General features: G+C 75.4%; 18 protein-coding genes and 1 tRNA gene. 9 read left to right on the forward strand and 10 right to left on the reverse strand.

The genetic code is table 11. The features are described from left to right. Positions 1 to 78 precede the first annotated feature (78 nt). Positions 79 to 426, reverse strand: a complete 348-nt coding sequence (locus PIR53_18950; GenBank protein ID WZH52082.1) for a hypothetical protein — start codon at positions 424 to 426, stop codon at positions 79 to 81. A gap of 295 nt (positions 427 to 721) precedes the next feature. Next, entirely contained in the window at positions 722 to 1,213 is a 492-nt protein-coding gene (locus tag PIR53_18955; protein WZH52083.1) for a YajQ family cyclic di-GMP-binding protein, read from the reverse strand. 111 nt (positions 1,214 to 1,324) lie between these two features. Between PIR53_18955 and PIR53_18960 the strand changes: the two genes are divergently transcribed. Both PIR53_18960 and PIR53_18965 read left to right on the forward strand, forming a co-directional pair. Further along, a tRNA-Tyr gene (locus tag PIR53_18960) sits at positions 1,325 to 1,406 on the forward strand. Positions 1,407 to 1,597: 191 nt separating this feature from the next. Beyond that, positions 1,598 to 2,389, forward strand: coding sequence for an enoyl-CoA hydratase-related protein (locus PIR53_18965; protein ID WZH52084.1), 792 nt, complete (start codon positions 1,598 to 1,600; stop codon positions 2,387 to 2,389). A gap of 12 nt (positions 2,390 to 2,401) precedes the next feature. Here PIR53_18965 and PIR53_18970 read toward each other — a convergent pair whose 3' ends face one another. Next, positions 2,402 to 2,707, reverse strand: coding sequence for an EthD family reductase (locus tag PIR53_18970; protein ID WZH52085.1), 306 nt, complete (start codon positions 2,705 to 2,707; stop codon positions 2,402 to 2,404). 123 nt (positions 2,708 to 2,830) lie between these two features. On the opposite strand from PIR53_18970, the gene paaA reads away from it, so the two are divergent. The 5 genes from paaA to paaK are packed head-to-tail and all read left to right on the forward strand — an operon-like array spanning position 2,831 to position 6,659. Continuing rightward, on the forward strand, positions 2,831 to 3,808 hold the full coding sequence (gene paaA, locus PIR53_18975; GenBank protein ID WZH52086.1) for a 1,2-phenylacetyl-CoA epoxidase subunit A: 978 nt from the start codon (positions 2,831 to 2,833) through the stop codon (positions 3,806 to 3,808). After that, complete coding sequence (gene paaB / locus PIR53_18980) at positions 3,805 to 4,110, forward strand: 1,2-phenylacetyl-CoA epoxidase subunit B (protein WZH52087.1); 306 nt, start codon at positions 3,805 to 3,807, stop codon at positions 4,108 to 4,110. The genes paaA and paaB overlap by 4 nt, the downstream gene beginning before the upstream one ends. 13 nt (positions 4,111 to 4,123) lie before the next feature. After that, positions 4,124 to 5,059: a phenylacetate-CoA oxygenase subunit PaaC gene (gene paaC / locus PIR53_18985; protein ID WZH52088.1), complete on the forward strand. Its 936-nt coding sequence runs from the start codon at positions 4,124 to 4,126 to the stop codon at positions 5,057 to 5,059. Next, positions 5,056 to 5,568 (forward strand): phenylacetate-CoA oxygenase subunit PaaJ, encoded by a 513-nt coding sequence (gene paaJ, locus PIR53_18990; GenBank protein WZH52089.1) that lies wholly within the window; start codon positions 5,056 to 5,058, stop codon positions 5,566 to 5,568. The genes paaC and paaJ overlap by 4 nt, the downstream gene beginning before the upstream one ends. Before the next feature lie 2 nt (positions 5,569 to 5,570). Continuing rightward, complete coding sequence (gene paaK, locus PIR53_18995) at positions 5,571 to 6,659, forward strand: phenylacetate-CoA oxygenase/reductase subunit PaaK (protein ID WZH52090.1); 1,089 nt, start codon at positions 5,571 to 5,573, stop codon at positions 6,657 to 6,659. A gap of 10 nt (positions 6,660 to 6,669) precedes the next feature. On the opposite strand, the gene PIR53_19000 is transcribed toward paaK, so the two are convergent. After that, positions 6,670 to 7,284, reverse strand: coding sequence for a TetR/AcrR family transcriptional regulator (locus tag PIR53_19000; GenBank protein ID WZH52091.1), 615 nt, complete (start codon positions 7,282 to 7,284; stop codon positions 6,670 to 6,672). Between the two features lie 424 nt (positions 7,285 to 7,708). On the opposite strand from PIR53_19000, the gene PIR53_19005 reads away from it, so the two are divergent. Beyond that, positions 7,709 to 11,152, forward strand: coding sequence for a hypothetical protein (locus tag PIR53_19005; GenBank protein WZH52092.1), 3,444 nt, complete (start codon positions 7,709 to 7,711; stop codon positions 11,150 to 11,152). Between the two features lie 75 nt (positions 11,153 to 11,227). Here PIR53_19005 and PIR53_19010 read toward each other — a convergent pair whose 3' ends face one another. After that, positions 11,228 to 12,163, reverse strand: a complete 936-nt coding sequence (locus PIR53_19010; protein WZH52093.1) for a WcbI family polysaccharide biosynthesis putative acetyltransferase — start codon at positions 12,161 to 12,163, stop codon at positions 11,228 to 11,230. 17 nt (positions 12,164 to 12,180) lie between these two features. Here PIR53_19010 and PIR53_19015 point away from each other — a divergent pair, with 17 nt between their 5' ends. Further along, positions 12,181 to 13,344: a glycosyltransferase family 1 protein gene (locus PIR53_19015; GenBank protein WZH52094.1), complete on the forward strand. Its 1,164-nt coding sequence runs from the start codon at positions 12,181 to 12,183 to the stop codon at positions 13,342 to 13,344. On the opposite strand, the gene PIR53_19020 is transcribed toward PIR53_19015, so the two are convergent. From PIR53_19020 to PIR53_19040, 5 genes are read right to left on the reverse strand one after another with little or no spacing between them, the layout of a single operon-like run. Then, positions 13,332 to 14,603 (reverse strand): glycosyltransferase, encoded by a 1,272-nt coding sequence (locus tag PIR53_19020; protein ID WZH52095.1) that lies wholly within the window; start codon positions 14,601 to 14,603, stop codon positions 13,332 to 13,334. The two genes, PIR53_19015 and PIR53_19020, sit on opposite strands and share 13 nt — an antisense overlap. Then, positions 14,600 to 15,607, reverse strand: a complete 1,008-nt coding sequence (locus tag PIR53_19025; protein WZH52096.1) for a hypothetical protein — start codon at positions 15,605 to 15,607, stop codon at positions 14,600 to 14,602. Before PIR53_19025 ends, PIR53_19020 begins: the two co-directional genes overlap by 4 nt. Next, a complete protein-coding gene (locus PIR53_19030) occupies positions 15,600 to 16,409 on the reverse strand; it encodes a galactosyltransferase-related protein (protein ID WZH52097.1) in 810 nt (269 codons plus the stop codon). The genes PIR53_19025 and PIR53_19030 overlap by 8 nt, the downstream gene beginning before the upstream one ends. Beyond that, entirely contained in the window at positions 16,406 to 17,410 is a 1,005-nt protein-coding gene (locus tag PIR53_19035; protein ID WZH52098.1) for a glycosyltransferase, read from the reverse strand. Before PIR53_19035 ends, PIR53_19030 begins: the two co-directional genes overlap by 4 nt. Further along, on the reverse strand, positions 17,407 to 18,456 hold the full coding sequence (locus tag PIR53_19040; GenBank protein WZH52099.1) for a glycosyltransferase: 1,050 nt from the start codon (positions 18,454 to 18,456) through the stop codon (positions 17,407 to 17,409). The genes PIR53_19035 and PIR53_19040 overlap by 4 nt, the downstream gene beginning before the upstream one ends. Positions 18,457 to 18,561: the final 105 nt, after the last annotated feature.

Genomic DNA, 18,561 nt, shown 5'->3' on the forward strand with positions numbered 1-18,561 from the left:
CACACGTACGTCGGCCCCCCGATCCGTCCAGCGGATCGGGGGCCGTCGTGCGGGCGCGACCGCGTCGTCAGCCGCGCCTCAACCGAGCAAGTCGGCGACGGTGACCGCGGACGTCGTCGGCAGGGGGGCGCCTCGTCGCGCGGGAGGCGCGGCCCACGGAATGACGATGGGGTCGATGGCTGCGCCGTCGACCGTCACGGCGAGCTCGATGCGTCCGTCGCCCGACTGCAGGTACCAGTAGAACCCGAGAAGAGCCGTCTCTCCCGGGGAGATGGCGCGAGTGAAGACGAAGGAGCCGCCGGGCACGTACTCGGAGGCCCACGTGTCGAGCGAGATGGTCAACAGACCCGCGAGCTCGGTGTTGATGACGACGGTCACCGTCACCACCGCCGGGAGAGCGGCCTCAGGGCTGAGGGTGGCCGACACGGTTGCTTGGCCGCTGCCAGCGCGGCTGATGCTGGTGCTCAGCGTCGGAGGGGAGACGCTAGCGGCGTGTGCGGGTGCTGCGGCCACCGCGGCGACGGCCGGCGCTGTCCACGCGGCTGAGCGGAGGATCGTGCGGCGGGAGGGCGTCGTGGTCACGAGCGCAGTGTGGCAGTGATCGACGCGCGCGTCCGTAGGGCGAACGAGATCCACTTCCGGTCCGCGGACGGACGTCGACGGCCACCTCCGGCCGACGGCCGCGGTCATGCGGCGGCCAGCGGCCGGACGGGGCCCTCGATCAGCGGTAGTTCGTGAACTGCACCGCGAAGTCGTAGTCCTGCTCCTTCACCAGCGCCTGCACGGCCTGCAGATCGTCGCGCTTCTTGGAGGAGACCCGCAGCTCGTCGCCCTGGATCTGCGCCTTGACGCCCTTGGGGCCCTCGTCGCGGATCAGCTTCGAGATCTTCTTCGCGTCCTCGGTGGAGATGCCCTCCTTGAGCACGATGCCGATCTTCGAGGTCTGGCCCGACGGGCGCGGCTCGGAGGCGTCGAGAACCTTCAGCGAGACGCCCCGCTTGATCAGCTTGCCCTGGAAGACGTCGAGCACCGCGGTCGCGCGGTCGTCGGCCGACGCGGTGATCTCGATGGCCTCCTCGCCCTTCCACTCGATGGTGGCGCCGGTGCCCTTGAAGTCGTACCGCGTCGCGATCTCCTTCGCGGTCTGCCCCAGGGCGTTGTCCACCTCCTGGCGGTCGAACTTGCTCACGATGTCGAAGGACGAGTCGGCCATGAGTGCTCCTGCAGATCGGGTACGGCGGGTGGTCGCGGCGGTTTCCTCGGTCGCGACCGCGTGCGCTATTGTTTCGTGCTGTTGTCACCCGGCCAAGTCGGGCGTCGACATGGCGGGTTGCCCGAGCGGCCAATGGGAGCGGACTGTAAATCCGTCGGCGTAGCCTTCGAAGGTTCGAATCCTTCACCCGCCACACGCAAGGAGGACGGCCCCCGGACCGCGGAGACGCGGTCCGGGGGCCGTTCTGCTGCGTCGGCCCGTCGTCCCCGTGGTTTACCGCGGCACGCACCTGTGTCACGCTATCCGACCGAACGGTCGGGAATTCGCGAGGTCGTGCGCACCTCGACCGGGGCCACCCACGCGACCGCTCACCCGGGAGGTCCCATGTGTGCCGCGCCCGTCACGCTCACCTCGGTCGGAGCCGTCGCCCGGATCGAGCTCGCGCGACCCGAGCATCGCAACGCGCTCGACGCCGCCGCGAAGGCGCTGCTGGGTGAGCACCTGGCTGCGGTCGCGGCCGACGCGACGGTGCGCGCGGTGGTGCTGAGCGGTGCCGGCCCCGCCTTCTGCGTGGGTCAGGACCTCGGTGAGCACGCGGCTGCGCTGGCGGACCGTGGCGCTGCCGCCTTCGACACCGTCGACGACGACTACGCCCCGATCGTGCGTCTGCTCACCGAGATGCCGAAGCCCGTCGTCGCGGCGGTGCACGGAGCCTGCGTGGGCGCCGGTCTCGGTCTCGCGCTCGCCTGCGACGTACGGGTGGTCGCGGCGGGGACGCGCTTCGCGACGGCGTTCACCGGCATCGGGCTCACCTGCGACAGCGGCCTGTCGCACACGCTGGTGGCAGCCGTGGGGCTGGCGCGCGCCCGGGACCTGGTGCTCACCGGCCGCACCTTCTCCGCCGAGGAGGCCGACCGCTGGGGCCTGGTGACGGAGCTCGTCGCGGACGAGGAGCTCGGTCAGCGCGCGCTCGACCTGGCCGGGCGCCTCGCGGCCGGGCCCACGGCCGCCTACGCCGAGAGCAAGGCTCTCCTGCTCGCCGCGGCGTCGACCGACCTCGCCACTGCCCTCGCGCTCGAGAGCGCGGCCCAGCGCCGGCTCGGGGCGACCCGCGACCACCGCGCCGCGGTCGAGGCGTTCCTGGCCAAGGAGCGACCGCGGTTCACGGGCAGCTGAGGGGCCTGCGGCTCAGGCGAGCTGCGAGACGACCTCGCCGCTGAACATCGTCGTGGGGACCCCGAGGGACGCGGCGTGCCGCCCGGCGGCGGCCATCTCGTCCGACCGCAGGGCGGTCTCCATCGCGTCGGCGTCGGCGAAGTCGAGCTGGGCGACGAGGTGCACGGCCGGGCGCCCGCCCAGGGGGCGGGGACGGCTCGGCGTGAAGTCCTGCAGGCCCGGCAGCGCGAGCGCCAGGGGCACGTGCTCGTCCTGGTAGCGCGCGTCGAAGGTCGCGGGGTCGTCGGGCACGGCGTACTGGACGGTGATGCGGTGCATGGCGGGCCTCCTCGACCACGGGGTGAGCGCGTCGCGCCGACGCGTCGAGGGCCTTGCGCGACGTACCGGCCCATGTCACCGTATTCCTGACCGTTCGGTCTGTAAAGAACTGGGAGGCCCACGATGACGGTTCCGGACTCCGACGTGCAGGAGCTCGAGCGGCGGTTCGACGCGGTGCTCGCCCGGCACGACCGCATCGAGCCGCGCGACTGGATGCCGGAGGAGTACCGGGCCACCCTGGTGCGGCAGATCGCCCAGCACGCCCACTCCGAGATCATCGGGATGCAGCCCGAGGGCAGCTGGATCACCCGGGCCCCCTCGCTGCGGCGCAAGGCGACGCTGCTCGCGAAGGTGCAGGACGAGGCCGGGCACGGCCTCTACCTCTACTCCGCCGCCGAGACGCTCGGCGTCTCGCGCGCGGACCTCACCGAGAAGCTGATCGCGGGCCAGCAGAAGTACTCGTCGATCTTCAACTACCCGACGCTCACGTACGCCGACGTCGGCACCATCGGCTGGCTGGTCGACGGTGCCGCGATCTGCAACCAGGTGCCGCTGTGCCGCACGTCCTACGGGCCCTACGGCCGCGCGATGATCCGCGTCTGCAAGGAGGAGTCGTTCCACCAGCGGCAGGGCTTCGAGCTGCTGATGACGATGATGCAGGGCACCGACGAGCAGCGGGCCATGGTGCAGGAGTCGGTCGACCGCTTCTGGTGGCCGGCGCTCATGATGTTCGGCCCGCCCGACGACGACTCGCCCAACACCGCCCGGTCGATGGCGTGGGGCATCAAGCGCGACACCAACGACGAGCTCCGCCAGAAGTTCGTCGACATGTCGGTGCCGCAGGCCGAGCGTCTCGGCGTCACCTTCCCCGACCCCGACCTGCGGTGGAACGAGGAGCGGGGCCACCACGACTTCGGCGAGCCGGACTGGGACGAGTTCCGGCAGGTCGTCAGGGGCGAGGGCCCCTGCAACGCCCAGCGGCTCGCCCACCGCCGCGCGGCGTGGGAGGACGGTGCCTGGGTGCGCGAGGCCGCGACCGCGGCGGCGCGTACGGCGCGGGGCGTCCACCAGGTCGCCCACGAGGGCGGCGCGGAGTCATGAGCGGCCGCGGGGACGCGGTCCGCGGCGAGTGGCCGCTCTACGAGGTGTTCGTCCGCGGCAAGCGCGGGCTCAACCACGTCCACGTCGGGTCGCTCCACGCCGCCGACGACCAGGCGGCCGTGCGCAACGCCCGCGACGTCTACACGCGGCGCAACGAGGGCGTCTCGATCTGGGTGGTCCGCGCCGACGCCGTCACGGCCTCGAGCCCCGATGAGAAGGACCCGCTGTTCGCCCCGTCGGGCGACAAGGTCTACCGCCACCCGACCTTCTACGACATCCCCGCCGATGTCCCCCACCTGTGAGGGGAGGGCGACCGTGAACCACGTCGCCGACCACGACGCCGACCACGAATCGGTCTACGACGGGCTGCTCGGGGGCGACGACTCCCAGTGGGCGTTCGGGACCTCGTTCGAGGACCCGCTCGCCGGCGTCGACACGACCGTCCCCGCGGGCGTGGACCACGCCGCGCTCGCGACGTACTGCCTGATGCTCGGCGACGACGCGCTCATCGCGTCGCACCGGCTCTCCGAGTGGTGCAGCCGCGCCCCCGACCTCGAGGACGACATCGCGCTGGCCAACATCGCGCTCGACCTGCTCGGTCAGGCGCGGCTGCTGCTGGCGCGGGCGGCGGCCGCCGACCCGGCCGTGGTGCCCGCCCTGCCGGAGGGATCGCCGGTCCCGCCCGAGGACGCGGTCGCGTTCTTCCGGTCCCCGGGCGAGTTTCGCAACGTGCGCCTGCTCGAGCAGCCGAACGGCGACTTCGCCGTCACGGTGGCGCGCCTGCTCCTCTTCTCCACGTGGCGCCTCGCTGTGATGCAGCGCCTGGTCGACAGCCGCGACACCGTCGTCGCCGCCATCGCGGCGAAGGCGGTCAAGGAGATCGCCTACCACCGCGACTACGCCGCCCGGTGGGTCGTCACCCTGGCCCGGGGCACCGACGAGTCCCGACGCCGGGTCGTGGCCGGGCTCGCGACCGTGTGGCCGCTGCGGTGGGAGCTCGACCTCGACCACCCGGTCGAGGCCACGCTCACCGAGGACGGTGTCGCGGCGCTGCCCAGCGCGGTCGCGGCCGAGGTCGACGTGGTGCTCGACCAGGTGCTCGGCGTCGCCGGCCTCGACCTTCCCCCGGTGAAGCGCGTCGGACCCCACGGCGGTCAGACCGGCCGCGACGGTGACCACACCGAGCAGCTCGGTCGGCTCCTGGGCGAGATGCAGGTCGTCGCGCGCGAGCACCCCCGGGGGCGCTGGTGAGCGCCGTGGCCGTGGACGACGAGGTCCTCGCCCGGGCGCGGCAGGTCGCGGCCGGGGTGCGCGACCCCGAGATGCCGATGCTGACGCTGCTCGACCTCGGTGTGCTGCGCGACGTGGCACGGGGCGACGACGGCCGGGTGCGGGTCACCATTACGCCGACGTACTCGGGGTGCCCCGTGATGGCGACCATGCGCGACGACCTCCTGCACGCCCTGGCCGACGCCGGCCTCGACGCCGACGTGACGGTCAGCCTGCGCCCCGCCTGGTCGTCCGACTGGATCACCGACGAGGGCCGTCGGGCCTTGCGCCAGCACGGCATCTCGCCGCCGGCCGCCGCTCCCCAGGGCCCCGTCCTGCTGCAGCTGCTCGCCCCGAGCCGCGCGCTGACGTGCCCGCAGTGCGGCTCGTCGCGCACCGAGCTCACCTCCGCGTTCGGTCCGACGGCCTGCACGGCGCTCTACCGCTGCACCACCTGCCGCGAGCCGTTCCAGCACGTGAAGGAGATCTGAGGGTGGTCAGCTCCCCTGTCGCCGAGAGCGCGCCGGCGCGCACCGGCTTCCACCCCCTGCGGGTCGCGGCGGTCGAGCCGCTGTGCGACGACGCGGCAGCCGTCACGTTCGAGGTCCCCCAGGACCTGCGCGACGTCTTCGACTTCGCCGCCGGCCAGACCCTCACCCTGCGCCGCGAGGTGGACGGCCGCGAGGAGCGTCGGTCCTACTCGGTCTGCGCCCCCGCCGGTGCGGCACCTCGCATCGGCGTGCGCGAGATCCCGGACGGCCTCTTCTCCTCGTGGCTCGTGCGCGACGTCCGGCCCGGGGACACCGTCGAGGTGCAGGCGCCGTCGGGGAGCTTCCGCGCCGATCCGGCCACCGGCGGGCGGCACCTGTGCATCGCCGCCGGGTCGGGCATCACCCCGATGCTGTCGATCGCCGCGACGGTGCTGCGGCACCCCGAGGCCAGGGTGACCCTGCTCTACGGCAACCGGGCGTCCGGCTCGGTGATGTTCGCCGAGGAGCTCGCCGACCTGAAGAACCGCTACCCGTCGCGGTTCGAGCTCGTCCACGTGCTCTCGCGCGAGCCGCACACGGTCGAGCTGTTCTCCGGACGCCTGGACGCCGACCGGCTCCGCCGGATCCTCGATGTCCTCGTGCCCGTCGACGCGCTCGACCACGTCTGGTTGTGCGGACCGTTCGGGTTGGTCTCCGACGCCCGCGAGGTGCTCCGCGAACGGGGCGTGGCCAAGGAGCGGGTCCACGTCGAGCTCTTCCACGTCGACGAGCCGCCGCCGGAGGTCCACCGCCCGACGCCGGGGGCGGGGAGCGACACCGCCCGGGTCACCATCAGCCTCGACGGGCGTACGACGACGGCGCCGATGCCGCGGGGCCGGACGATCCTCGACGGCGCGGCCGCGACCCGCACCGACCTGCCCTTCGCCTGCAAGGGGGGTGTCTGCGGGACGTGCCGCGCGCTCGTTCCGTCCGGGGAGGTCGACATGCGGCGCAACTACGCGCTGGACGACGACGAGGTCGAGCGCGGCTTCGTACTGACCTGCCAGACCTATCCCGTCGGCCGCGAGGTCACCGTAGACTTCGACGCCTGATCCCGGGCCCTCAGGACGTGCGGGGGGCCAGGCCCTCGAAGGTCAGCCGCGTCACGGCAGTGGCGAGCTCGTCCGGACTGACCGGCCCGTCCGGGCGGTACCACTCGACCAGCGAGTTCACCGTGCCGAAGATGAGCCGGCTGACCAGCTCCGGCTCGATGTCGCCGCGGATGTCGCCGTCGGCCGCGGCCTGGCGCACCAGGCCCGCGAGCTTCTCGTCGATCACCCGGCGGCGCTGCAACGCGCGCTGCTCGACCTCGCTGTTGCCCCGCACGCGCAGGAGCAGCGTCACCGCCGGCAGGTGCGCGGCGAGGATGCGCACGGACTCGGCGACCGTCGCCCGCAGCCGCTCGTGGGCCGAGGCGGTGGACGCCGCGCTCGCCGACTCGGCGGCCGCGGTCAGGCCCTCCAGTGCCTCGTCGAGCGCGGCGGCGAGCAGGTCCTCCTTGCTCGACACGTGGTGGAAGATCGCCGACTTCGACAGGCCCAGCTCGCGGGCCAGGTCGGCGACGCTCGTGGCGTCGTACCCGCGCTCGTTGAACAGGCCGATGGCCGCGCGCAGCACCGTCTCCTGGTCGTAGCCGGGGCGTCCCCGACGCGCGCCGCCGGAGGTCGAGGTGCTCACGGCGGCAAGCCTCCCACGACCGCTCCGCGTGCTGGCCGGCCGTGCGCGGAGCGGGCCGCACACCCCGTCGGGGATGGCGCGGCTCCCCCGGGACGGGGGAGACCCGGGGGGCCGCGTGTCGTCGGTACCCGCGCCGGACCGCACCATGCGCGCGCCGCCCTCGCCCCGCCGGGTGGGATCCACGGCCGCACCCGGACCGACCCGCGATTGAAACGATTCAGAAACAGGGCGCTCCTACGTTCCTCGGGTCCCCACCAGCTCGGGCCGTGTCGCGGGGACCGTCTTCCTCCACCCCCACGAGAGGTCTGCCTTGTCTTCTTCACGTGCTGTCCAGCGGTCGTCGGGGGTCCCCCCGACAGGCCGCACGCGAGCCGGCTCACGGTTCCTGGTCGCCCTGGCGCTGGGTGCCGCGGCGTTCCCGGCCGTGGCCGGCGTCGCCCCCGCGTCCGCCGCGCCCGGCGGCGACGACTGGACCGTCGAGCCCGTGGCCGGTGGCTACGAGGTGACGGTGGAGCTCGACGAGCCCCTGCCGATCGTGTCCGACGCGCCCACGATCGTGGTCGACGGCGAGTCGCTCGGCGTGGCGACGGAGTCTGCCGACGGTCGCAGCCTCAACGTGTTCACGACCGACGCGTCGGTGCTGCAGGCGCGCACCGCGGCGGCGGGCTGGTCCGCGACGGACCCGGCGGGCGCAGCGGCCGTGGCGCCGGAGGCCCTCGACGTACCGGCCGAGGAGGTGGAGGCGCTCGCCGCCCTCGCCGACGACCCGGCCGCGCTCGGTGACCAGGAGTGGGACGAGGCGGTCTACAAGTTCGGCGACCAGGCCATCGACCTCGCCGGTATCGGCGGCATCCGCGGTGAGCTGGAGGGCAAGGTCTACCTGCCCGAGGGCGGTGGCGCGCGGCCGACCGTCGTGCTGCTGCACGGCCGCCACAGCTACTGCTACGGCACCGGCGACGCCAACCCCGCCCGCTGGCCCTGCTCCGCCACCCAGCTCTCCATCCCGAGCTACCTCGGGTACGACGGCACGGCCCGCGCGCTCGCGAGCCACGGCTACGCGGTGGTCTCGATCTCCGCCAACGCGATCAACGCCAACGACAACCAGCTGGCGGCCGACCAGGGCGCCCGCGCGCGCGGCCAGCTCGTGCTCGACACCCTCGACATGCTGCAGGACGCCTCGGCGGGCGAGGCGGTCTCCTACCGCGACGCCGCCACGGGCGCCGACGTGTCGCTCGACGAGGCCTTCGAGCTCGGTGAGGCCGCGGTCGCGCAGCGCGCCGAGGGCTTCGTCGACGGCTACGGCGGGCTGGACCCGATGACGGCCGCCGACCTGGCCGGCCGCTTCGACCTCACCAACGTCGGCCTCATGGGGCACTCCCGCGGCGGCGAGGGCGTCACGTCGGCCGCGGTCCTCAACGGGACCCGCGACACGCCGTTCGGCTTCACGTCCGTGCTGCCCCTGGCGCCGGTGGACTTCGGCCGGATGACGGTGCCCGGCCTCGCCATGAACGTGCTGCTGCCCTACTGCGACGGTGACGTCAGCAACCAGCAGGGCCAGCACATGCTCGACGACAGCCGCTACGCCTTCGACGACGACGCACTGCGCGCCGGCACCTGGGTGATGGGCGCGAACCACAACTTCTACAACACGGTCTGGACGCCCGGCGTGTACCGCTACAGCGTCAGCGACGACTGGAGCGGCACCAACCCCGCCAGCGCCCGCGCGACGGAGCCGATCTGCGGCACCGCGCCGACCACCGCCGCGACGTCCATCCGCATGACGGCGCAGGAGCAGTACGACCAGGGCACCTCCTACATGACGGCCTGGTTCCGCCTGACCCTCGGCGGCGAGGAGCAGTTCCTCCCGATGTTCGACGGCTCGGGTGCCGTCCCGGCCGCCCTCGGCGACGAGGACGTCCGCACGCAGGCCACCGCGCCGAGCTCGGCGCGCTCGACGATCGCCTCGTTCGAGCGGACCAGCTCGCTCATCCGCACGACCTCGGGTGCGACGGCGACCGTGTGCGCCTCCCTGGCGGGTCGCACGGTGACGCAGACCCTCCCGGCCTGCGCCACCCTCTCCGCCTCGGCCCAGGTGCCCCACTGGACGCCGGCGTCGAACGGCACGAACGTGCCCGCCAGCCCGATGACGCGCCTCGCGTGGACCGCGCCCGGAGCCGGGGTCCGGGTGACCCTGCCGGCCGCCCAGCGCGACGCCTCGTCGTACGAGCGCCTGTCGCTGAAGCTCGCCGCGGACGAGACGGTGGTCGGCGCGACCGACCTGACGCTCGGCCTCGTCGACGGTGACGGTGCGCAGTGGAGCCAGCCGGTGTCCGCGCTCAACCCGCAGGCGCTGCGCCGGCTCCCGGCGTCCGCCACGCCCACGAGTGCCACGACGCTCGGCAAGATCGTGCTCCAGCAGCTCGTCCTGCCGCTCGACGTGGTCGCCGAGGCCGGTCTCGACGTCACGGACCTCCGCGAGGTCAGCCTCACGGGCGTGGCCGGCGAGGACGGCACCGCTGCCGGCGGTGCCTACCTCTCCGACCTGGCGTTCGAGTCGCCGGCGGTCGGGGACCTGGCCGTCGAGGACCTGCCGACCGTCAGCGTCTTCGCCCCGGCCACGGAGGAGGGGAGCGCGCCCGGCACGACCGACATCGCGGTCTACCTCGACGCGGCTGCCGACGCCCCGGTGACCGGCTACGTCTCGCTCCTCGGCTCGACGACCTCCCGCGCGGGAGCCGCCATGGAGCGGGTCGTGTTCGCACCGGGCGAGACCTGCCGCGTCGTGACCGCCGCGGTCAACGGTGACCGGACCCCCAGCACCTCGGCCTCCACGTCGGTCAAGGCGTCGGTCATCAACACCGCGGGCGGTGTCATGGGGGCGGACGCCATCGTCTTCGCCACCATCCGCGAGGACGACGGCATCGTGCCGGCGCAGAACGGCTCCGTCGCCACCGAGCTGCCGCCCGTGGGCGTCAGCGGCGACCCGTGCGACGAGCTCGCCGACCTGCGCGGCGGGACCCTCCAGGTCGCGGCCGACGCCGTGCCCGGAGCGCCCCTCGCGGTGACGGCCCCCGGCTTCCGCGCCGGCGAGTCGGTGACGGTGTCCGGCGCGGGGCTCGCCCCCGTGACGGTGCTCGCGGACGAGACCGGTACCGCCACGGTCGAGCTCACCGTGCCGGCGGACGTGGCGCGGGGCGCCATCGTCCTGACCGCGACCGGTGCGGGCACCACCCGCACCGCGACCGGCACGACCTACGTCCGCGACGCGACGACGCTGACGTCGCCGGCCACGGCCGCGGGGCGGTACGCCCGGTCCGCCGTCGTCACGGTGGACGTCGCCACGGGCGAGGGCGCGGCCGCACCCACCGGTGTGGTCGAGGCCCGCTGGGGGACCGCGAACGGTGGGGTCGTGGCCACCGGGGAGATCGTCGACGGGACCGCCACCCTGCGCCTGCCCTCCAGCTGGAAGCCGGGCACCTACCGGGTCGGCCTCCGCTACGCGGGCAGCGACACGACGATGCCCGCCCAGGGCGGTGTGGTCGTGACGGTCTCCAAGGGCACCGTGTCGCTCGGCAACTCGCTGCCGACGCTGCCGACCCCGACGCGGGGCAGCAGCTTCCTCGTCGGCGCGGCGTTCGTCGGCGACGGGGCCGGCCAGGTCGCACGACCCGCGGGCCCGATGGTGGTGCGTCTCTACACCTCCGCCGGTCGCGGTGTCTGGTGGTCGGGCGTGCAGCGCCTGAGCAACGGCACGGTCCGGGTGAACCTCCCGGCCCTGCCGCGGGGTTCCTACCGGGCCGAGATCTCCTACGGCGGCGACGCCCTGTCCCTCGGCGCGACCCAGGTCCGCACCTTCACCGTGCGCTGACGTCCGGCGCCCGGTGACGACCGGCCCCCGTCCCCTGCCAGGCGGCAGGGGACGGGGGCCGGGCCGTGTCGTGCCTCACCCCAGCCCCAGCACCTCGATCAGGTCGGCGAACCTCCGCCGCAGCAGCGTGGCGACGGCCGGGCGGCGCTGGTAGAACGCCGCGTGCTCGACCGCGACGTACGCCGCGGGGACCCGCTCGCCCCGCACCCGCCAGTCGGGCTCCGGGTCGCCGTCGAGGCCCCAGGCCTCGACCACCGGCGCCTCGACCGGCGCGTGCACCGCGTCGAGCACCGGCCGCCGCAGCCCGGGCGGGGCCGCGGCGAGCCCGAGCGCCTCGCGCAGGCGGGTGGCCACCGGCTCGAGGATGCTGTTGCCGGGGTGGTTGACCGTCCGCATCATGTCCCGCCGCGGGGTCGCGAACAGGTCCGAGACCACCACGGAACCGTGCAGGGCCTCGCGCCGCTCCAGCTCCGCGACCGAGCGCCGACCGACCTCCTCGACGGCGCCCGGCGGCGGCTCGGCCCGGCCTCCGGAGCGCCCCGTCAGCACCCGCAGGTCGTGGTAGGCCACGACCTGCGGGTCCGGGTCCTCCAGGCCGGGCGGGTGCGCCACGACGTGCCACGGGTGGAGGCCGTGGTAGCGGATCGGGGTCACCAGCGCCGTACGCGCGTCGGCGGGCAGGTGCTCGCGCAGCTGGTCGGTGCCGATCGGCAGGCCGCGGTAGCCCTCGCCGATCGGCTGGCTCACGAAGAGGTCGGTCCGGGCGAGCAGGCGCTGCAACCGCGGCACGTCGTCGGCGGTGAGCTCGTGGGCCGGGGGGATGCGGACGGTGCGCACGTCCGTCCCGCGGAGCAGCAGGCGCAGCGACTCCGCCTGGCAGTTGCCCATCACGACGAGCTGGGGGAGCGCCGGGTCGGTGGGCTCCGGACCGTCCGCGGGCGCGTCGTCCACCCGCACCGCGAGCTCGTGGAACGCGGCGTAGTGCCGCTGCTCGGCCTCGCTGCGGCTCATCGGGTACACCTGGGTCCGTGACCGCCACGCCCGACCGCGCTCCCGACCCGAGCCCGAGCCCCGTCCGGGAGGTCGTCGTCGCGTCCGTCCCGGCGGACCACGCCTACGTCCGTCATCTCGCTCCCCTCGACCGGCCCGGGCCGGTGCGCCTCGACGACCCGCCCGGTGTGGACGAGCACGGGGTGCCGACGGGCCACTGGTGGCCGCCGGTGCTGCTCGACGCCGCCCGCACGGAGCAGGTGACCGCCGACGTCCTCCACGTGCACTTCGGCTTCGAGGGCCGCACCCCGGCGCAGCTCGAGGAGCTGGTGGCGACCCTGCGGCGCGTCGGGCGGGCGCTCGTGCTCACCGTGCACGACCTCCACAACCCCCACCTCACCGACCGCACGACGCACCTCGCCCAGCTCGAGGTGCTCGTCGCGGCCGCGGACGAGCTCGTCACCCTCACCCCGGGCGCCGCCGCCGAGGTCGCGCGCCGCTGGGGCCGCACGCCGGTCGTCGTGCCGCACCCCCACGTCGTGCCGCTCGACGAGATGCCCGCCTGGGAGGCCCGTCGGCGTCCGCGGCGGCCGGGTGACCCCGTCCGCGTGGGCGTCAGCCTCAAGAGCCTCCGGCCCAACGTCGCGGCGGTCCCCGTGCTGGAGGGCCTGCTCGCGGCGGTGCCGGCGGTGCCGGGCACGACGCTGGAGGTCGCCGTCCACCGCGAGGTGCTCGCCCCGACGCACCCGCGGCACGATCCGGCCGTGGTCGACCTCCTCGCGAGGGCCGCGACCGTGCCCGGCGTCGACGTGCGCGTCCACGACTACCTCGACGACACGGCCCTCCACGCCCAGCTCGTCGACCTCGACGTGTCCGTGCTGCCCTACCGCTTCGGCACCCACTCCGGCTGGCTCGAGATGTGCCGCGACCTCGGCACCGACGTGCTGGTCCCCGACCTCGGCCACTACGCCGACCAGGGCCCCGTCGACCTCTACCGCCACGCCGAGGACGGGACCGTCGACGTCGGGTCCCTCGTCGCCGCGCTCGAGGACGTCCGCGCCCGCGGACCCCGTCCGCCGCTCACCGTCGACGAGCGCCGACGGCAGCGCCAGGAGGTCGCCGCCGCGCACGACGCGGTCTACGCGCGCGCCGTCCGCAGCGCGACGACCCGCAGTTCCGCGGAGCGCGCTCACAGCCACTGACCCAGGTGCGCGTCGAGCCGCGCGTCGACCGGCAGACGGCGCAACCCGACCACCTCGACGTGACCGGTCCCGAGGAGGTCGGCGCGGTCCCACCGCGCCGCGCGGCGGTGCAGCCGCAGGTCCCGCACCTCGGCGGCGCCGTCGTTCACCACCCACGTCGCGCAGGAGCCGTCGACGGCCCCCAGCAGGGCCTCGTACGCCGCGGGATCGCCCACCACGCCCTCGCGGAGCCGCACGTGGAGCCGCGCCGACGCGAGCAGGCCCGCCGCCGCTCCGCTGTCGTGCACCCGCGGGTCCGCCCCGACCACCCGCCGCTGCGCCTCGTCGAGCAGCACCCGGGCCCGGGGCACCGCGGCGAGGAGCGCGTCGACGGTGACGAGCAGCTCCGTGGGGGTCAGCGCCGCGGGGAGGTCGACCACCACGTCCGCCGGGCCGCGCAGGAGTCCGCGCCACGCCACGCCCGGCACGCCGACGCGGTCCGCCACCCCGGTCGCCTCCGCCGTGCCGGCGTCGGCCGTGCGCGGGGCGGCGCCGGCGTCGGGGCCATCGTGCCAGGCCACGGCCGTCGGCACGTGCGCCAGGAGCCCGCCGGCGAGCCAGGAGCGGTGCGCGAGCTCCCAGTCCTCGCCGCCGTAGCCCACGAACGTCGCGTCGAAGCCGCCCAGCTCCTCGAACCACCACCGCGAGCAGGCGAGCACGGCGGAGATGACGAACCGGAAGCTCGTCGCGTCCGCGTCGAGGAGGTCGCGGCTGTGGGCGTGGGCGTCCGCGAGCCACGCCGGCTCGTCCAGGTGCCGGGCGGCGGGCGGGGGGAGGGGGGCGTCGGCGGGCAGTCCCTCGAGCGTCGCGTGCCGCCGGCGTCCGACGGCGACCAGCTCGGGGAGGTGCCCGGGCAGACGGGTCAGCTCCTCGAGGAACCGCGGTTCGGGCGTGGTGTCGGCGTCGAGGAAGACGAGCAGGTCGCCGGAGGCGGACGCCGCCGCCAGGTTCCGCGCCGCCGCCGCACGGAAGCCGCGGTCCTCCTGGCGCAGGAGCCGCACCCCGGTCGGCACGACGGGCGGCACGGCTGAGCCGTCGTCCGCGACCAGCACCTCGTCGGGGGGCACCGTCTGGGCGTCCAGCGCGCGCAGCGTGCGCGCCAGCTGCTCGGGCTGCTCGAAGTGGGGCACCACGACGCTGACGGTCCGCCGGGGCGCCGCGGCCGTCACCAGGTCCCAGCGGTTGCCCGGGACGGTCGTGCCCCAGGGGGGCGGGGTCACGCGGCCTCCTCCGCGACCCCGCGCCACCAGCGGCGGTAGGCCGCGGCCACCTCGGCCGGCCCCGGTCCGAGCGACGCCCCGGCGGTCAGCCACGTCGTCGCCGGGTCCTCCAGCGCCGATGCGACGGCGGTCGCGAGGTCCGCGTCGGTGAACGGCGTCGTCGTGCCGGGCCGCAGGCCGGCCATCTCGCGGGCGTAGACCCCGTCCCGCACGAGCGGTCGCCGCCCGGCGGCGATCCACGAGTTCTGGCTGCCCGACGCCGAGACGTTCCGGTGCGCCACCACGGGCACGGTGACGTCCCGCAGCGCGGCCGCCACGTCGGCCTCGGGCACCCGGCCCGTGACGCGCACGCGTACGCCGAGGTCGCGCCCGCGCCGTACCAGCGCGTCCAGGTCGGCCGCGTGCCCGGCCGCGGCGGCGCCGAGCACCCGGAGCTCGACCGGCCCCCGCGTGGGGGACGGGGGGAGCGCCGCGATCGCGGCGAGCGCCTCGGCGTGGCCCTTGCCCGGATAGACGAAGCCGAAGACGCCGACCGACAGCGCGCCGATCGCCGCACCCTCCACCGGGACCCCGGAGCGCGGCACCACCGGCAGCGGCACCACCGGCAGCGGCACGACGTGCCCGGCGGAGCGCGGGTGGCACCAGCGCTCGACGAGCACCCGCTCGTGGTGGGAGCTGACCACCCAGCCCGTGGCCGCGCCGAGCACGGCGCGGTAGCACTCCACCCGGCGCAGGAACGCTTCCCCGTCGGTGGGCTGCGGCACGTCGTGCAACGTCACCGTGAGGTCGTGGCGCCTCCCGAGCGCCTCCGCCGCGCGGGCCGCGGCGGCGGGGTCGCGACCCAGCACGCGGTCGGTCACGTGCAGGTGCACCCGGCTGCCGGGCGGCAGGTCCTCGGCCGTCCGCGCCACCGGCGCGTCGGTCCACCGGGCCACCTCGAGCGCGAAGCGGGTCACTCCGTGCGCCTCGTCGCCGAGCGCCAGCGTCACCGGCAGGTCACCCACGCCCATCTCCGTCCACCAGCTCCCATCCGTCGTCCCGACGTCGCACGACACCGAGGTCCGCCATCTGCTCCAGCCATCCCGCCATGGGCCACCAGCCCCAGCGCTCCGCGAACACCCGGCCGTTGCGCACGATGTCGGCCGCGTGCTCCACCGGCGGCCGGGAGACCGGGTGGTGCTGGTGGTAGGCCCGCGCGGCGCCGTCCCAGCGCAGGTCGAGCCCGGCGCGGGCGCAGCGCTGCCCGAAGTCGGTGTCCTCGGCGCCGTAGCCGGCGTAGGCCTCGTCGAACCCCCCGCTCGCCTCCCACGCGTCCCGGTGCAGGGCGAACGACAGCGACCAGAACAGCTCCCAGCGGTCCTCGGCCACCCGCTCGCCGGGTGCCGGCGCGGGGCGGGCGGCGTGGGGTGCGTCGAGGCGGGGCAGGTCGTCCAGCCGGTAGGGCCGTGCCTCGGCGGGCAGGTAGGTGACCGGCCCCGACCAGACGGTCCCGCGGTGCTCCGCCGCCGCCGCCGCGTACGCCGCGACCGCGCCCGCCCCGACCATGCAGTCGACGTCGAGGAACACGAGCACGTCGGCGCCCCGCTCGAGCGCCGTGCGCGCGGCGAGGTTGCGCCCCGCCGCCAGCGGCAGGGCGGTGGGGTCGGCAGGCAGGGGGACGACGTCGGGCCCGGTGAGGTCGGGGTCCCCGAGCGCCACGACCACCCGTACGTCGGGGGCGTGCGTCCCGGCGGCCAGCGAGCGTTCCTGCGCGGCGAGGTGGTCGGCCCGGCCGTGCACGACGGTGAGCACCGCGGTGCGGGTCATCGCCGGCCCCCGGCCGCGCGCACCACGTCGGCGAAGCGGGTGGCGGCGCCGCCGTCGCACCAGCCGGCCCAGCGCCGTCCGTCCAGGGCGGCCACCTCGGCCACGAGCGCGGCCCAGTCCTCGTGCTCGAGCGCGGGGAGCACCCGCACCGGCCAGCCGCCCGCGGCCAGCGCGCGGGCGGTGGCGTGCTGCTCGTCGTGGGGGCGCGCGGCGGGCACCACGATCGCCGGCACGCGGGCGGCCGCGACCTCCGCCAGCGCGTTCTGCCCGGCGTGCACGACGACGACGGCCGCGGCGGCGAGGGCCGCCGCCGGGTCGGGGTCCCAGGCACCCGCGCCACCGAGCTCGCGCACGGGGCGGCCGACGTCGCGGCGCAGCGCGGCGAGCTGGTCGGCGGTCCACGCGTCGCCGCCGGAGCCGCCGAGCACGAGGACGTCGTCGCCCCGGCCCCGGGGCTCGGCGACGACCGGGAAGCGGGAGAGGCCGCCCACGGGCACGACGCGCGCGGCGACCTCCGGGGGCAGCCCCGAGACGAGCATCCCGGCCGCGGCGGGCCAGCATGCGACGAGCACGTCGGCGGCCCGCAGGCCGGTCAGGTGGGGGGCGTCCGACCGGTCGCCGGGCTGCACGACGGAGACGACCGGCACGCCGTGGAGCCGGCAGAGCAGCGCGACCTCCTGCGAGACGTCGCAGACCACCACGTCGGGCCGCGTCGCGGCGATCCAGGCGGAGATCGCGTGCATCCGGGCGCGCAGTCCGTCGTGGTGCCGCGGCGCCCAGTGCAGCGTGCCGTTCGCGGTGACCGCGCGTGGGTCGCCGTCGTCGTCGCGGGGCAGCTCGATCCACGCCGCGACCGCGGGGTGCACCTCGGCCGGGCGCGAGCCGAGCAGGGTCACCTCGGCGCCGCCCGCGGCCAGCACGCCCGCGACCGCGAGCGCACGGTGCAGGTGGCCGTGCCCGTGGTGGTGGACGTACCAGCCGACGCGCAGCCCCGCGCTCACGCGGCGGCCGGCAGGGCGGTGACGGCCTCGGCGTACACCTGCTCGTAGGCGTCCACCATCGCCCCCAGCGAGAACGCGGCCTCCACCCGGTGCCGCACCCGCCGGCGGTCGAGGCGCGCGGCCGCGTGCATCGCCTCGGCGAGCGCGTCGACGTCGTCGGCCGGGGCGAGCCGGCCCGAGTCGGCGTCGACGATCTCCGCGAGGGCGCCGCGGGCGAACGCGGCGACGGGCGTCCCGGCGGCCATGGCCTCGACGGCGACGAGGCCGAACGGCTCGTCCCACGCGGGCGTCACCACCGCGACCGCGGCCTGCCCCAGCACGACGTCGAGGTCGCGGTGGGCGAGGTGCCCGACGTGACGCACCTGCTCACCCAGGTACGGCGCGACCTCGCGCGCGACGTACCCCTGGTCCCCGATCGGTCCCACCAGGTCGAGCCCGATCCCGGCCCGCCGGGCTGCGGCGATCGCCAGGTGCGGGGCCTTCTCGGGCACGAGCCGACCCACCCAGACCGCCCGTGGCCCCCCGGGGCCGACGCGCCAGCGCGACGGGTCGATCCCGTTGGGCACGACGACGGAGTCCGTGGTCGGCGCCCAGCCGGCGGCCATGGCGGCGCTCACGGCGATGAAGCGCGAGCGGGGGGACGCGAACCGGATCGCCGACTCGAGCCAGGGGAGCGGCGGGGTGTGCAGCGTCGTGACGACCGGGGCCCCGACGAGCGGCGAGAGCGCGATGGGGAGGTGGTGGAGGCTGTTGTTGTGGATGACGTCGACGTCCGCGTCCCGCAGGCTCAGCATGAGGTCGAGGTAGGCGTGGTGCTCCTCCATCCAGCGCTCGGGCGGGGCGGCGACGTCGGCCCGGGCCTCGGGGGTCGCGACGAAGGGCTGCACCGGGAGTGCCGTCGCCCCGAGCGCGGCGTCGGAGCCCGGTGCGGCGAACACGACCACCTCGTGACCGCGGCGCCGCAGCTCCAGCACCAGCTGGTGGCTGTGGGCCTCGAGCCCGCCGGCGAACGGTTCTGCCAGGGGGAATCGGCTCGATGCGACCACGCAGATCCTCACGTCGTGTCCCATGTCCTCTCGTCGTCGTGGAACGGGGCCGGGAGTGGGCCCTGCACCGGGCGGTACCCGATGTCCGTGCCGGTAGCCGCGTGA

Origin of the sequence: Nocardioides alkalitolerans, assembly GCA_038184435.1 — a bacterium.
In the GTDB taxonomy this organism is placed as follows: Bacteria; Actinomycetota; Actinomycetes; order Propionibacteriales; family Nocardioidaceae; genus Nocardioides; species Nocardioides alkalitolerans_A.